Genomic DNA, 13,915 nt, shown 5'->3' with positions numbered 1-13,915 from the left:
ATGCCGGGGCAGAACGGTAACGGGGCGTCGAAGTCGCCGCTGACCGGTGGCGCACTTGTGCTGCTAACGGCCGGCGTCGCTCTGGCGACGTTCATGGAGGTGCTCGACATCTCCATCGTCAACGTGTCGGTACGTACCATCGCCGGCAACGTCGGTGTGAGCAGCAACGAAGGGACCATGGCCATCAGCGCGTACTCGATGGCCAGCGCTGTCATGCAGCCGCTGACCGGCTGGGTCGCGCGTCGATTCGGTGAGGTGCGCACCTTCATGACGTCGGTCATGCTGTTCGTCGTGTTCTCGGCGTTATGCGGCTTCTCACAAAGCATGCCCATGCTGATCGTCTTCCGACTGTTGCAGGGTGCGGTATCCGGTCCGATGGTGCCGTTGTCGCAGACCCTCCTGCTCAACAACTACCCAGTCGCCAGACGACCCATCGCGCTGGCGCTATGGGCCATGACGGTCGTGGTGGCGCCGGTGTTCGGGCCGATTCTCGGTGGCTGGATCACCGATAACTACCACTGGTCGTGGATCTTCTTCATCAACATCCCGGTCGGCATCTTCGCCGTCGTGGTCACCTACGCCCTGCTGCGCGATCGCGAATCCAAGGTCGTGAAGGCGCCGATCGACGCGATCGGCCTGTTCTTGCTGGCGGTGGGCATCGGCTGCCTGCAGTTCATGCTCGACAATGGAAACGACGACGACTGGTTCACCTCGAAGACGATCACGGTACTGGCCATTGTCTCAGTGATCTGCCTGACCTTCCTCATCGCCTGGGAGCTGATGCACAAGCATCCCGTCGTTGACCTCCGACTTCTCAAGCGACGCAACTTCTTCGTCGGCGTCCTGTGCCTGTCGTTGGGCATGTTTGCCTTCTTCGGCGGTACCGTCGTCATGCCGATGTGGGTGCAGGAGGTCCTGGGCTACACGGCCACCTGGGCGGGCTTCGTGGTCGCGCCCATCGGCATCCTGGCGATCGTGCTGTCGCCACTGGTGGGTGCGTTCCAGAGCAAGTTCGATCTGCGCGTGCTCAACACGGTGGGCTTCGCCGTCTTTGCCGGTGCATCGTTCTACATGTCGACGTTGAGCACCAACGCGCCCTACAGCGAGATGGCGATCCCGCGTTTGTGCATGGGTGCGGGTATCGCATTGTTTTTCGTGCCGGTGAATCAGATCATCCTGTCTGGGATGCCGGATGAACAGGTGGCGAGTGCGTCAGGCCTATCGAATTTCTTCCGAACGCTGGCAGGCAGCATCGCGACGGCGGTGAGCACGACGATGTATTCGCACCGCACGACGTATCACCATGCCGTGCTGGCGGAGAACGTCAGCGCGGGAAGCCGGAGCACGACGGAGTACCTGGATCGCTTTCAGGCGTTCGGCATTCAGGGCCCGACGGCGAACGCCGCACTGAATCGTATTGTCGACATGCAGGCGGCGACGCTGGCGGTGAACGACGTGTTCTGGGGTTTTGCCTTGATCTTCCTGCTGGCGATGGTCGCAGTGTGGTTCGCGAAGCCGCCGTTTGTGTCGGGAGGAGCGCCGGGGCATTGAGGGTCCCGGCAATCGCCGCTGAAGCGGCTCCCACATGAGCCGATCGCTACCCTTGTGGGAGCCGATTCATCCGTGGGAGCCGATTATCTCTAGGGGCCGATTCATCTGTGGGAGCCGATTCATCGGCGATGCTCTTACCCGGCCACCGAGAAATCCAGCGTTTCCGTAAGATCCCCCGGCGCCGGTCCGCCCGCCGCCACCATCGCATCCTCGCGCGTCTTCAGTCCGGGCAACTTTTCCAGTTTGAAGCGTCGCGTCAGGAAGCGCGCGATCGATCCCGTGTCGTAGATGGTGTGCTCCACATGGCCCTTCTTCGCGTACGGCGAGATCACCAGTGCCGGAATGCGCGTACCCGGCCCCCAGCGATCGCCCTTCGGCGGCGCGACGTGATCCCACCACCCACCGTTCTCGTCGAAGGTGACGACGACGAGCATGTCCTTCCAGTGCGGACTGGTGCGCAGCGCATGCACGACGCCGGCGATATGCCGGTCGCCGGCTTCGACGTCGGAATAGCCGGCGTGCATATTGAGGTCGCCCTGTGGCTTGTAGAACGTGACCGGCGGAAGTTTCCCGGCGGCTACGTCGGCGAGGAAGCGATTGGTCTTTGCTGTCTCGCCGATACCGCCGTCACGCAGGTGTCGCTTGCGTGCTTCCGTGCCAGGCGCGAGCGTGACGAAATAGTTGAGCGGCTGGTGATGCGGCTGGAAGTTGGGCGTCTGGGGGAAATGTTTCTCGTCACCTTCGCCGTCACCCTTGCCGTCGAGCGCAGCCTGAAAACCACCGCCATACCACGCCCAGTCCACGCCCTTGTCCGAGAGGACGTCGCCGATGTGCTTATGCTTCTGCGGCAGCAGCGTATTCGGGCTCGTTGCATCGGCGAGCAACGGGTTCTTCGGATCGACGTTGAAGCCGGGCGAGTAGGGCGGGCCTATGGTATTGACGGCGAAGAAGTCCGGCGTGAGTTGGTTGTGGTGAGCGAATTTGGGCTTGCCCTGCATGGCGCTGGCCGGCGACTCATCGGCCATCTTCAGATGGTAGTCCAGCGGATCGCCGCTCTCGGTGACGGCGATGCCGAACTGGACAGGGCTCTTGTCGGCGTCCGGATAGAACGGCGGTTGCGCGGCCACGAGGTACTGGTGGTTGAGGAATGAACCACCGAAAGCGCCCATAAAGAAGTTGTCGCACAGCGTGTACTGCTCGGCGAGCCGCCACAAGCGAAGATGCACAGGCGCCGACGCGTAGTGACCCATGGTCATCGCGCCGTTGTCGCCCCAGGCGACGAAGCCGTCGTTCTTGCCACCGTTGATCTGCAGCTGGTTGTTGTAGAACGCATGCACGAGATCGCGCGTGACCAGGCCGTGCGGCAACGGGGTGCCGTCACCCGTATGCAAGGCCCAGGGCGCATTGGGCAGCCCTGTGATGTCCTGCTCGCCGACCTTGTACGGCTTGTGATCGACCACCTGCTGGTGTGGCACGAGCCCGCCCCAGATCGGCGGCAGCGTGGTCAGCGGCTTGCCGTCGCGATCGCGCTGCAGATAGCGTTCCGCGGGCACGGCGCTCAAGGGCTGCTGCAAACCGGGGAACTCGGCGAACAGGTTATTGAAACTGCGGTTCTCCGCGTAGATCACGACGACGTGCTGGATGTGCTTTTCCAGCAGCGCGTCGAGTGCCTTGCCGCCGGGTGCTGGCGCAAGAGCTTTCGAATCGCCTGCGGCGACCTCAGCCACGCCGCCCAGTGCGAGCACGGCGCCCGTCGTGGCGAGGCCACCCAACAGGCGGCGTCGGCCGCTATCCGGCGTGTCGTTCTCGGTTTTCTTGGTCATGAGCTCGGTCGCGATAGCGGGGCGCCGGTCGACGAAGCCTGGGGAAGCAATCGCCGGCCATGAGGTAACGCACGCCCATGGTGGGGCCTGCAGGGTAAGCGATGTCGGCGGGCCCGCCAAACCCTGCCGCGTGCTGCCTCCTCCTAATGGTTCCCGGTAACGTTCCCGCGGGGTAACGGCTCGGGATGTTCGGCAAGGTAGGTGCGCAGGCTGTCGGCGGTATTCAGAGCGCCGTCGCGTTGTTCAAAACGATCCAGGAAAACATGGATGGACTTATAGCGCTCCGGATCGTCGGTTTCGATTTGAGCGAAGGCACGTAGCGCATATCCGTCGGCGTCGTCGCCCTCTCGCTGGATGAGCGTGTCGGCGACGTTTTTCGCCTTGTCATAGCGATGCGATGCGTTCAGGTAGAGCCAGCCCAACTGAGCGAGCGTCCAGGTGTCGGCGGGGTCGCGCTCGACCGCGTAAGACAACAGGCGTTCCGCTTCGACGGGTTCCTTCAACGCGAGAAGGGCGACTCCCACATCGCGAGCCACGCTCACCGAATCCGAATGTTTTTGCGCTGCATTCTTGAGTATGACGCGAGCCCATTCGCTGTAGCGGGCCTGCTGGGATGCCATGCCGATGACCCACAGTGCGGTCGATTCGCCGTCATCGAAGCGCCACGCTTCGACAGCGAGGATCAACGACTCGGAGAACGCTTTGCCGAGATAGGCCCGACGGGCCAACCAGGCCAGGTCGGCGGCTGTCGCGACTTCGCCCGCCATCGCCAGGGTCGGCTTTGCCGCTGGCGCGTGCAGCAATGGATCCGTGCGCGCTTTCATCCTTGCCCTGCCGACGACGACCCACAAGAGCGGCTGACGCGGAGCCCTGGCCGCCGCCTCGCTTGCTTGTTTCAAGAGCAGGGCAGGGCTTCCACCCCATGCGCCACCGCTCATGGCCGACTGGATCAGGCGAAGCGCCATATCGTCGGGCGCGACGGCGAGTCCGCGAGCCATGGCGGCCTGCGCATCGTCCTCGTCACCTGCCCGCATGGCGAGGCTGAACATCTCGGCGAACACTAGCGGAATGGGCGGCTGCATCGTCGCCGCGCGATCCAGCTCGGCGCGTGCCAGCGCCGCCTGCTTGCGCATGGCGGTCAAATTCTCTTCAGGCGTGTCATCGTAGGCGTCCTGCCCACGCGCTTGCCAGGCGGCGCTGCTGTATTGGAAACCACTGGCGGCAGCGGCGAATGCGCTTTGTGGACGCTGTCGCTTCCATGCGTCCACGGCGCGGCGCATGTCTGGCGTGGACTCCATCAAGCCCATCCGGTAGAAGGCGCCATCGAGCCTCGACGCCGCCGCGGGATCGTCCGCTTGCGCGCGTGCATCCTCCGCCAGAACCCGATCCACCTCGTCACCCCTGCCCTCGGCGATCCGTTGGCGAAATTCAAGCGAGGTCATGGCTGGCTGGTATCGATAACGGCAATACGCCTCGACACCGTCACGGTGCCAGTGCGAGCCAGGCGGATCAGGCATCTTCAGGCAGCGTTCCAGCGGATCGACGATCTTCGATGCCTCGATGACCTGGGTCATGAAGCTCCGGAACGGAATCGCGGGACGGGTCACCGAGATGACGGCAGTCGATTCGTGGGTGGGTGCGTGACGAAGCGCCAGGGCGCCGCCGATGGCAGCGAGGCCGACAGCGACGATCAAGGCAATGCGAATCCCTCTAGCCGACATGTTTTCGTCCCTCGATGCGAGTGATGGTGCGGTTCGCTCAACCCGCCGACGGTTCCGGATGTGTAGCGAGCCACGCGCGTATCTCCGCGGCAGGACCCTGCTGCTTGGGATCGTCGCCGAAGCGTGCGAGGAAATCCCTGGCCGAGCGATAGCGATTCGGACTGTTCGTGTCCTTGTCCACGCATGCCCGGATGACATAACCGTTGGCGTTGCCGGGGTCGCGCCGCATCAATTCGTCGGCAATCGCGCCTGCCTTCGGGTAGTTGTGTCCCTCGTGCGAGTAAAAGTCGCCAAGCATCGCGAGCACCCAGTCGTCCCTCTCGTGCCCGGTGGCGTAAACCATCAACGACTCCGCCAAAGCAGGCTCACCGAGGTAGCGCAACTCGACCCCTGCGTCAGCGGCGACATCCACGTCGTCCGGATGCTCCTTCGCCGCGCGGATCAGCTCGGCCTTGGCCCATTCACGGTAATAGCCTTGCGTGGCGAGGTAACCCAGCACATAGAGGGCGTCGCCCTGCGAGTTGTCGAACCGTATCGCTTCCACGGCGAGCACGAAGGCCTCGTCGCTCTTCCTTGCGCGGTTGGCGTCGGCGGCAAGCTGGCTCAGGCTGTAGGCCGTGGCCACTTCATCGGCCAACGCCAGAAAGCGGCCGTCGGCGGGGCGCGTGAGGTGCCCCTCTGTCGCAGCCTCGATGTGCGCATTGCCGGCGGCGACCCAGAGCAGAGGCGTGTCCTTGGCGGCGACCGCGGCTTCGTCGGCTTGTCGGGCGACCCATGCCGTGCTGCCGCCCCACTTCCTGCCCGTGAAGTCAGCCTGATCCAGGCGCAGGGGCAGGTTGTTCGGTTGCACCGCGAATCCACGTTCGATAGCGGCCATGGCGTAACGACTATCGCCAGTCAACACGCCCATGCGAAGCATGTCCGCGTAAATCGCCGGGATGGCCGGTGACATCGTCGCCGCGTGATCCAGGTCCCGACGCGCGAGATCGGCCAGCTTTCGCGCCTCGCGCCACTGTTCGCTACTTGTCTTCGAAGCGAAGTCGGCGCCGCGTGCGGCGAATGCGGCCTGCTGGTATTGCATGCCACTGGCGGCGACAGCGAAGACGCTGTCCGGTCGCTGGCGCAACCATGCATCGATGGCGGCACGCGTTTCAGCGCTGGCGTCATGAAAGCCGGCCCTGCTCACCGCCTGGTCGAAGATGGCTGGATACCCGGGGTCGTGCAGCTGCATCTGCAGATACCCGGCAAGCAGTCGGTCGACTTCGGCGCCCTTGCCGGCGGCGATGAGCGCGCGGAATCCCGCGATCTCCTTCATCTCGGTGAGTCGGTATCGGCAATAGGCCGCGACACCGTCCGTATGCCAATGCGAACCCGGCGGGTCGGGCATGTGCAGGCAGCGCTCGACCGGATCGGCGATTTTCGCTGCGGTCTGCACCTGTGCCATGAACGCATCGAGGGTCGGTGTCGCGGTGAAAGCGTGTCCCGCCTGATGGCCTGTCGACGTCGCTTCCGGTGCTGGCCAACTCTTCACCGCCGCCAGCGCAGCGACGGCCAGGAGCAATCCTCCCAAAAGCAGCACGCGTCGGTTTCCCTGCCTTGCCATATCCATCCCCTGTCATGGTCTGCGTTGCCCGGCGATCATAGCCGTAGCCACGGCGCAGGTGATACGACACAATCCGCCGAAATGGCCACGGGGCAGGGATGGACACCATGACGCGATCGACGGGAGGTCTCGCCACGACGGCATCCCTTGCCGTTGTCGCCTATGCCGCGATGGACATGTGTCATGAAGTGCTGGGGCATGGCGTAGCGATGCTGTTCTTCGATGACGCCACGCCTGTCCAACTGACGACGGTCGCCTTGAGCTCGCAGGGCGCGGTCAGTCGCGTGGTCGCCCTGGCTGGTCCGCTGGTGAACCTCATCCTGGGTGCGATTGCGATGGCGTGGTTTCGACGCCTCACGACGTTTGGCCCCGGGTCGTATTTTCTCTGGCTGTTCGCCACGATCAACCTGCTCAATGGCACCGGCTATGCCGTGTACTCGGGGGTGCTCGACTTCGGCGACCTGGCCGTGGTGATTGCCGGATGGGAGCCGCACATCGCCTGGCGTATCGGCCTGGCCGACCTGGGCGCGGCGGGCTACTACATGTCACTTCGCCTCGCTTCGGTATCCCTCGCCAGGCGACTGGATAGCGTTTCCATCGGACGGCACACCCTCCCTCGCCTGACCTGGCCCGCCTACCTTGCCGGCGGCTTGCCGCTCGCTGCGGGTGCAGCGATGAATCCCCTGACGAACCTCTTCTTTCTGGTGGGAGTGACCGGCGGTTTCGGGTGCATGCTCGGTCTGCTTTTCGTGCCGGCTTTGACGGAATCTGCCAGGGCCGAGGCGACTCGTGCCGAGCCTTGGCAAACCTCATGGGGGTGGATCGTCGGTGCCGTGCTCACTGCCGCCATCTTCGTTTTCGTCGTGGGGCCGGGCGTCGCATTGCATGACTGAGCTGGTGCTTCTTCCCGGGATGGATGGGACGGCGAAACTGTTCGATCCCTTTTAGGAACGCCAAGGCGTCTGGTGGGACGGGTGGCCGTACCTGCTCCAGGCCAGTGACTGGTGCAAGCGATGTGCAAATGCACCACTTTGGTGCATTTGCACATCGGCCTCACAGCCGTTCTATGATGCGAAAGCTTGGTCCTGGCGGCCCCGTCGATGGCGGTACTGCTGGCATGGCGATTGCTAAATGGACTCCGCCCACCTACCCGAGGTTTTTATGTCCGCCGCTTCGAAAGTGCTGAACCTGATCCAGGACGAGGAAATCGAGTTCGTTGATTTCCGCTTCGCCGACATCCTCGGCAAGCACCATCACACGACCTTTCCTGCTCACGCCATCGACGAGAGCACCTTTGAAGACGGCAAGATGTTCGACGGTTCGTCGATCGCCGGCTGGAAGGGCATCAACGAGTCCGACATGGTCCTCATGCCGGATCCGGAAACCGCCCACCTCGATCCGTTCAGCGCGCACAAGCAGCTGATCCTGCACTGCGACGTGCTCGAGCCGAGCACCATGCAGGCCTATGGCCGCGACCCTCGCTCGATCGCCAAGCGCGCCGAGGCCTACCTGAAGTCGACCGGCATCGCCGATACGGCCTTCTTCGGTCCGGAACCCGAGTTCTTCATCTTCGATTCGGTCCGCTGGCAGAACGACATGGGCCGCGTGTTCTACGAGATCGGCTCCGAAGAAGCGGCCTGGTCGTCGCGCTACAAGTACGACGGCACCAATACGGGTCATCGTCCGGGCGTGAAGGGCGGTTACTTCCCGGTGGCGCCCGTGGACAGCCTCGGCGACCTGCGCGCCGACATGTGCAAGGTGCTCGAGTCGCTCGGCCAGGTGGTCGAAGTACACCACCACGAAGTCGCCAACGCGGGCCAGTGCGAAATCGGTACGCGCTTCAACACCCTGGTGAAGAAGGCCGACGAACTGATGACGATGAAGTACGTCATCAAGAACGTCGCCCACCAGGCGGGCAAGACGGTGACCTTCATGCCGAAGCCGATCGTCGGTGACAATGGCTCGGGCATGCACGTGCACCAGTCGCTGTCGAAGAACGGCGAGAACCTGTTCGCCGGCGACCTCTACGGCGGCCTGTCGCAGACGGCGCTGTGGTACATCGGCGGCATCTTCAAGCATGCCCGCGCGATCAATGCCTTCGCCAACTCGACGACCAACAGCTACAAGCGCCTGGTTCCGGGCTTCGAAGCACCGGTGATGCTCGCTTACTCGGCACGCAACCGTTCGGCCTCCTGCCGTATCCCGTACGTGTCGAGCCCGAAGGGTCGTCGCATCGAGATCCGCTTCCCGGACCCGATGCAGTCGGGCTACCTGACCTTCACCGTGCTGATGATGGCCGGTCTGGACGGCATCCTGAACAAGATCGACCCGGGTGCACCGGCCGACAAGGATCTCTACGACCTGCCGCCGGAAGAAGAGAAGAACATCCCGCAGGTCTGCGCCAGCCTGGACGAAGCGCTTGTCGCCCTCGACAAGGATCGCGAGTTCCTCAAGGCCGGTGGCGTCTTCACTGACGACTTCATCGATGGCTACATCGCCCTGAAGATGCAGGAAGTGACCCGCTACCGCGCGAGCACCCACCCGCTCGAGTTCCAGATGTACTACGCGATCTGATCGCGTTCACAACTCGGGGTGAGGAGAGAGGGGCGCTTCGGCGCCCCTTTTTTTGCGCTCGGCCCGCAAGAGTTAACGAATTCGCAAGGTCACGCTATAGTCCTTCCCGATGTATCGGCTGGTGCCGCCAGCTGAGCCCTGGGAGGGGCAACCTCATGAAGAAGATCGCCCTCAGTGCCCTGGCGCTGATTGCGCCCGTGTTCGCGTTCGCCACCGACGCACCGGGCAATCAATACGACTGGCGCAGCAACTGGCCGACCCACTACGTGTTCGCCGATGGTACGGATCTTGGTCTGTCCGTGAAGTACCAATACGACGTCGATCGTTTTTCACACGATGACGGGCTTTACGAGGATGCCCAAACGAACCGGCGCAAGGAATTCGGTTTCTTTGTCCGCAAGAAAGGCGTCTACGACGCGACCGTCGTCTTCGACTTCCAGACCCACACCTGGCTGGACACGTTCTTTCGCCTGCAGAGCAAGGCCGTCCTCGGTGACGACTACGGCGCGGTGCGCGTCGGTTTCATGAAGACGCCGGTCGGTTTCGAAGGCAATACCAGCACCGGTTCCACATCGTTCCTCGAGCCGTCGCTGCCCATGCAAGCGGTTTATGCGAACAGGCGTATCGGCGTCGACTGGGCGTTGACGCGCAAGGCTTACCTGGTGCAGTTGGGTTACTACCACGGCGGCAATCTCCAGGGTGATCTCGACGGCCGCATGGTCGCGGGACGCGCGGCGTGGACGCCGCTTAACGAGCCGGGCAACGTCCTGCATCTCGGCGGCTCGGTGTCACGGGAGACGCCCTATGGCACGACCGACGGCCGCGGTCGCTACACACCGCCGAACGTGCGCCTGCGCGCGTTGCCCGAAGCGGGACTGGCCACCCAGCGGCTGATCGATTCCGGCGTGCTGAGCGTGACCGACCATGTCGACCGCCGTGGGCTCGAAGGCCTCTGGATTCACGGGCCCTGGTCGGTGCAGAGCGAGTATCTCGACGCGAAGGTGAAACTCGAGAACAAGCCTGCCTATGACGCCCATGGCTGGTACACCTTCGGAAGCTGGGTCGCCACCGGTGAATCCCGGAGCTACAGCGGCGGCAACGTCGCCGACGTGTCGCCGAAGGGGTCGTGGGGAGCCCTCGAGTTCCTGATTCGATACAGCACGCTGGATCTCGACGACGGCCCGACACTGGGCGGCACGGAACATGACTGGACGCTCGGGGCCAACTGGTATCTCACCAGATACCTCAAGCTGCAGGGAAACTACGTTCGCGCGATCAGCGACCGACGCGACGTTCGCGTCGATCCGCGTGTTGTCGAGGTACGCGCGCAGATCATGTTCTGATCTGCGCGCCGGCTTCAGGGCATCGTGGGTTGCAGGGGCAGGCGGCAATTGCTCAGCTTGGCCGCGGGAAGCGTGCCGTCGACCAGAAAGCGACCGGCCAGCTCGGATACGCAGGCCCGGTCGCGACGCGCAAGCACGCCATGCGCCCGCAGGTTACGTGCGACGACCATGCTCGCGTTAGCGTGCCCCTGGAGCATCATCGCCGCCGGACGCAGGGGGGCTTCGTCGTCGAATTCCGCATGGACCATCAGGAAGGGCGGGGCGCCCACCAGATCCGGGACCGACGAAGGTGCGAACGCCGTGGGCCATTCGCTGCAGACCATGCCCTGGAAGGATTCGTTGCCAACGGCGGACGGCCAGGTGGCGCGTAGGTCGCGCGTACGAGTACGCCAGTAAGAGCGATCGCTGCCCCATGAACCATCGTTGCAACGCGTAGCGAACACGCTGGCTGTCAGCGCCGGGGATGCGTTCGACGCGCGAGGGCCGAATCCGTAAGGATCACCCGACCGATCGGCGTCGAGCCGATCGAGCATCCACCCTGCCGAACGCCGAATGGGCACGTCGACATCGATGTCGACGACGCGTTCGGCGGAGACCAGCGCGTTACGAAGAACCGGTGTCGACATCGTGGCATGGCGAGCCGAGAGCGTTCCAAGGACAAGCACCGCGGCCAGGTCGTCCGCGTCGACGATGTGTCGCGTCCATGTCGCATAAGCCAGCGGGGGCAGTCGTCCGAGCCGTCGGTGGATGGCGGCAACGTCGTCTCCTCCATGGTAGCGTGCGGGGTCGGCGATGAGCGCGGCGACAGCGCGGCGGATCGTTCGCCCGCGCTCTTCGACGCGCGCTTCCATCGCTTCGGCGACGGAACCATCGGCGTCCCAGCTGCTATCGAGCAACATGCGCCCGACATGCCTTGGATAGCGTTCCGCGTAGCGGGAAGCCACCCAGCCGCCGCGTCCGATGCCGATAAGATGGATGGCAGGCTGGCCAAGGGCTTCACGCAGACGTTCCATGTCTTCGATGCGAGGTCCTACCCCGATATGTGCGTGCATGGTGTCGTTCTGGCAGGCGGTGGCGATCGCGAGGGCGAGGTTCCCGGCCGTCGTCATGTTGCCAAGGGTGCCGTCGGTTCCAAGGGAGTCGTGGCGTGGCAGATGTGAGGTCGCGGAAAGGCAGTCCCGGCCGCCGGCGTCGTCCATGCGACGCTGTGCCAGGCCCACCAGATCGAGTCGGCGCGCGGCCTCGCGCCAGTAGCCATCGCCGTCCAGCCACGTCGAGGCCATGGCTGGAACGGCAACGATCGCCGGCTCGGCGAATTCGTCTGGCTCCAGTAACACGACGCCGTCGTGGCGATTGCCACGCTCACTGGCGGCGACGACACGAACGACATCGAGGTCGAGCGTCGCCGCCTCCGGCTGAGCATAATCGCGAGGCACGCGTAACCGTGCGCATTCGGTTCGTGAAGAAACGTCATTCGAGGAGGCCGTGACCGGCCCACAGGGCGTCCAGGTCAGGGGAGCGACGGATTCCGCGGAAACCATCCGCGTCGGCAGGAGGATGGCTGCAAGGAGCACGAGCGAAGAGTGCTTCATCATAGCTCCACGTGGCTGGACGTTTCCGCGGGCTCGTCGATCGCTATCGGCCCCGCACTGGACGAATGTGAGCCGGGCAATGCGTCGACGGGATGATCGAAGATGTCGTCACAGGAGAATGCGCGCGATGGCAGGACGGGCAGCTCACCGGTGAGAAGGTAGTGCGCCGCCGTCCGTTCGATGCAGGACGAGTTCGTGAAATTGAACACGCCATGCAGACTGGAGTTCCGTACCAGAAGCATGCGAGCGTTGGCGAACGCGTGGAGAATGTGCTGCGCGCCTACCAGCGGCGTGGAGGTATCTTTCTCCGACTGAATCAGCAGAAAGGGTGTCGCGAGGCCCAGGCGTGAAAGATCGGGACGTCGGGCGCGAGGCCCGCCCCAACGTGTACAGGCGAGCTCTTCGAGCGTTTGGTCGCCGACGAAGTTGAAGTAGCGTCCGGCGTAGCGTCGGGCCGATTCGCGAATCTCGGCTTCGCTTCGTGTCCAGGGAAAGTCGTTGCAACCCACGGCCACACGAACGAACTCGCCTTCGCGTTCGGTGACATGCGGCGCCGACGTCTCCGTCTGAGGGTAGAGCAAGGGGGCAAGCTGGCTTGCTTCCAGGCGCATGCGTTGGTCGAGCGCCGTGTCATGGCTGAACACGGTATGGTCGATCCGTCGCATCATGGCCTCCTTGGTAAGCAGGCTGTCTGCGATCAGCCACTCCGCCAGGTGAAGCGCGGCGGCCAGGCCAACGGGTGAATCCAGGCGCCCTGCCCAGGCTTCGCGTGCACGGGGCGAAAGATCGTCGATCTCGCTGGCGACGGCGTTGCTACTGTCGCCAAGCCCGTAACGAGCGGGATGGCGCAACACGGGCGCGACGACGTCCTCGTCGAATCGGTGCTGCTGCGCCACCATCGAAAGGTATGCCGCCGAGCGGTATCCATGCATGAGGTCCATGCTCGAGTCGAGCAGCAGGCGACCGGTGTGCGACGGGTACAGCGAGGCATACCAGGCACCCACCAGGCCACCGTAAGAAATACCATAGAAATGAAGTCTCTCGTCGCCGAGCGCGCGACGGACCATGTCCATGTCGTGGGCGTGTTGCTCGGTGTTGACGTAGCGAGCTTCCGGGATCGACGTGCACGCGTCTACCGTGGCCTGCGTGCCGTTGAGGATGACTTGCCAGTTGTTGTCGCCCAGATGAGTTGGCAGGAAAGCGTGAGGCGGGGCGGGACGTGCAGGCGCGCAATGCAGGTCACCGCTGCCGGGCAAGCCGCGAGGGATGACGGCGACCAGGTCGTAGCGCTGCGAGAGTCGACGCTTGTCGACTTCGTCCGGGTTCACACTGCCCATGTCCGACCAGGCCTCACCCATCGACCGAAGCAACCCGCCTGGGTGCGTGCCAGGGCCCCCAATGTTCAAGAAGATAGCGCCTTCACGATGCGTCGGATCGGATGCGCGTACACGGATGACGCCAATGGTCATCGTTCGGCCATCGGGCGCAAGATGGTCGAATGGCGTAGTGATGCTGCCGCATTGCAGGCGATCGCCGAGGGTCGTGGACGCACGGCCCACCCAGCTATCGGCGCAGGTGCCCCAGGCGATGGAAGGCGTCGAGGCAGGGTTGGCGCTAGTGGATGCTGGCAGGCCGGCAAGCGTGGCGAGGGCCACGAGCGATCGATGGGCGAAGTGCATGTGCGTGGGTCCCGGTACGAAGAGACCAC

General features: G+C 63.9%; 9 protein-coding genes. 4 read left to right on the top strand and 5 right to left on the bottom strand.

From position 1 onward, the window contains the following. The gene (locus BJI69_RS06635; protein ID WP_046965759.1) at positions 1-1,551 is read left to right on the top strand and encodes a DHA2 family efflux MFS transporter permease subunit; all 1,551 of its coding nucleotides are present in this window, start codon (positions 1-3) and stop codon (positions 1,549-1,551) included. A 134-nt stretch (positions 1,552-1,685) separates the two neighbouring features. Here the strand turns inward: BJI69_RS06635 and acpA are convergent, their stop codons facing one another. From acpA to BJI69_RS06620, 3 genes are all read right to left on the bottom strand, one after another. Continuing rightward, positions 1,686-3,374, bottom strand: a complete 1,689-nt coding sequence (gene acpA, locus BJI69_RS06630; RefSeq protein WP_046965758.1) for an acid phosphatase — start codon at positions 3,372-3,374, stop codon at positions 1,686-1,688. A 143-nt stretch (positions 3,375-3,517) separates the two neighbouring features. After that, positions 3,518-5,095, bottom strand: a complete 1,578-nt coding sequence (locus tag BJI69_RS06625) for a tetratricopeptide repeat protein (RefSeq protein ID WP_162200960.1) — start codon at positions 5,093-5,095, stop codon at positions 3,518-3,520. Positions 5,096-5,132: 37 nt separating this feature from the next. Beyond that, entirely contained in the window at positions 5,133-6,698 is a 1,566-nt protein-coding gene (locus BJI69_RS06620) for a tetratricopeptide repeat protein (protein ID WP_181016744.1), read from the bottom strand. A 107-nt stretch (positions 6,699-6,805) separates the two neighbouring features. Between BJI69_RS06620 and BJI69_RS06615 the strand changes: the two genes are divergently transcribed. From BJI69_RS06615 to BJI69_RS06605, 3 genes are all read left to right on the top strand, one after another. Further along, positions 6,806-7,591: a zinc metalloprotease gene (locus tag BJI69_RS06615; protein ID WP_046979735.1), complete on the top strand. Its 786-nt coding sequence runs from the start codon at positions 6,806-6,808 to the stop codon at positions 7,589-7,591. Between the two features lie 268 nt (positions 7,592-7,859). Next, positions 7,860-9,272, top strand: coding sequence for a type I glutamate--ammonia ligase (gene glnA / locus BJI69_RS06610; protein ID WP_046965754.1), 1,413 nt, complete (start codon positions 7,860-7,862; stop codon positions 9,270-9,272). A 155-nt stretch (positions 9,273-9,427) separates the two neighbouring features. Further along, a complete protein-coding gene (locus tag BJI69_RS06605; RefSeq protein ID WP_046965753.1) occupies positions 9,428-10,615 on the top strand; it encodes an OprO/OprP family phosphate-selective porin in 1,188 nt (395 codons plus the stop codon). A 14-nt stretch (positions 10,616-10,629) separates the two neighbouring features. Here the strand turns inward: BJI69_RS06605 and BJI69_RS06600 are convergent, their stop codons facing one another. Continuing rightward, positions 10,630-12,051, bottom strand: coding sequence for an alpha/beta fold hydrolase (locus BJI69_RS06600; RefSeq protein WP_046979734.1), 1,422 nt, complete (start codon positions 12,049-12,051; stop codon positions 10,630-10,632). A gap of 155 nt (positions 12,052-12,206) precedes the next feature. Then, positions 12,207-13,886, bottom strand: a complete 1,680-nt coding sequence (locus tag BJI69_RS06595) for an alpha/beta fold hydrolase (RefSeq protein ID WP_046965751.1) — start codon at positions 13,884-13,886, stop codon at positions 12,207-12,209. Positions 13,887-13,915: the final 29 nt, after the last annotated feature.

Source organism: Luteibacter rhizovicinus DSM 16549, from assembly GCF_001887595.1.
Classification (GTDB): domain Bacteria; phylum Pseudomonadota; class Gammaproteobacteria; order Xanthomonadales; family Rhodanobacteraceae; genus Luteibacter; species Luteibacter rhizovicinus.
Note: the sequence above shows the minus strand (reverse complement) of the source record. Positions and strands in the feature narration are given on the sequence as shown.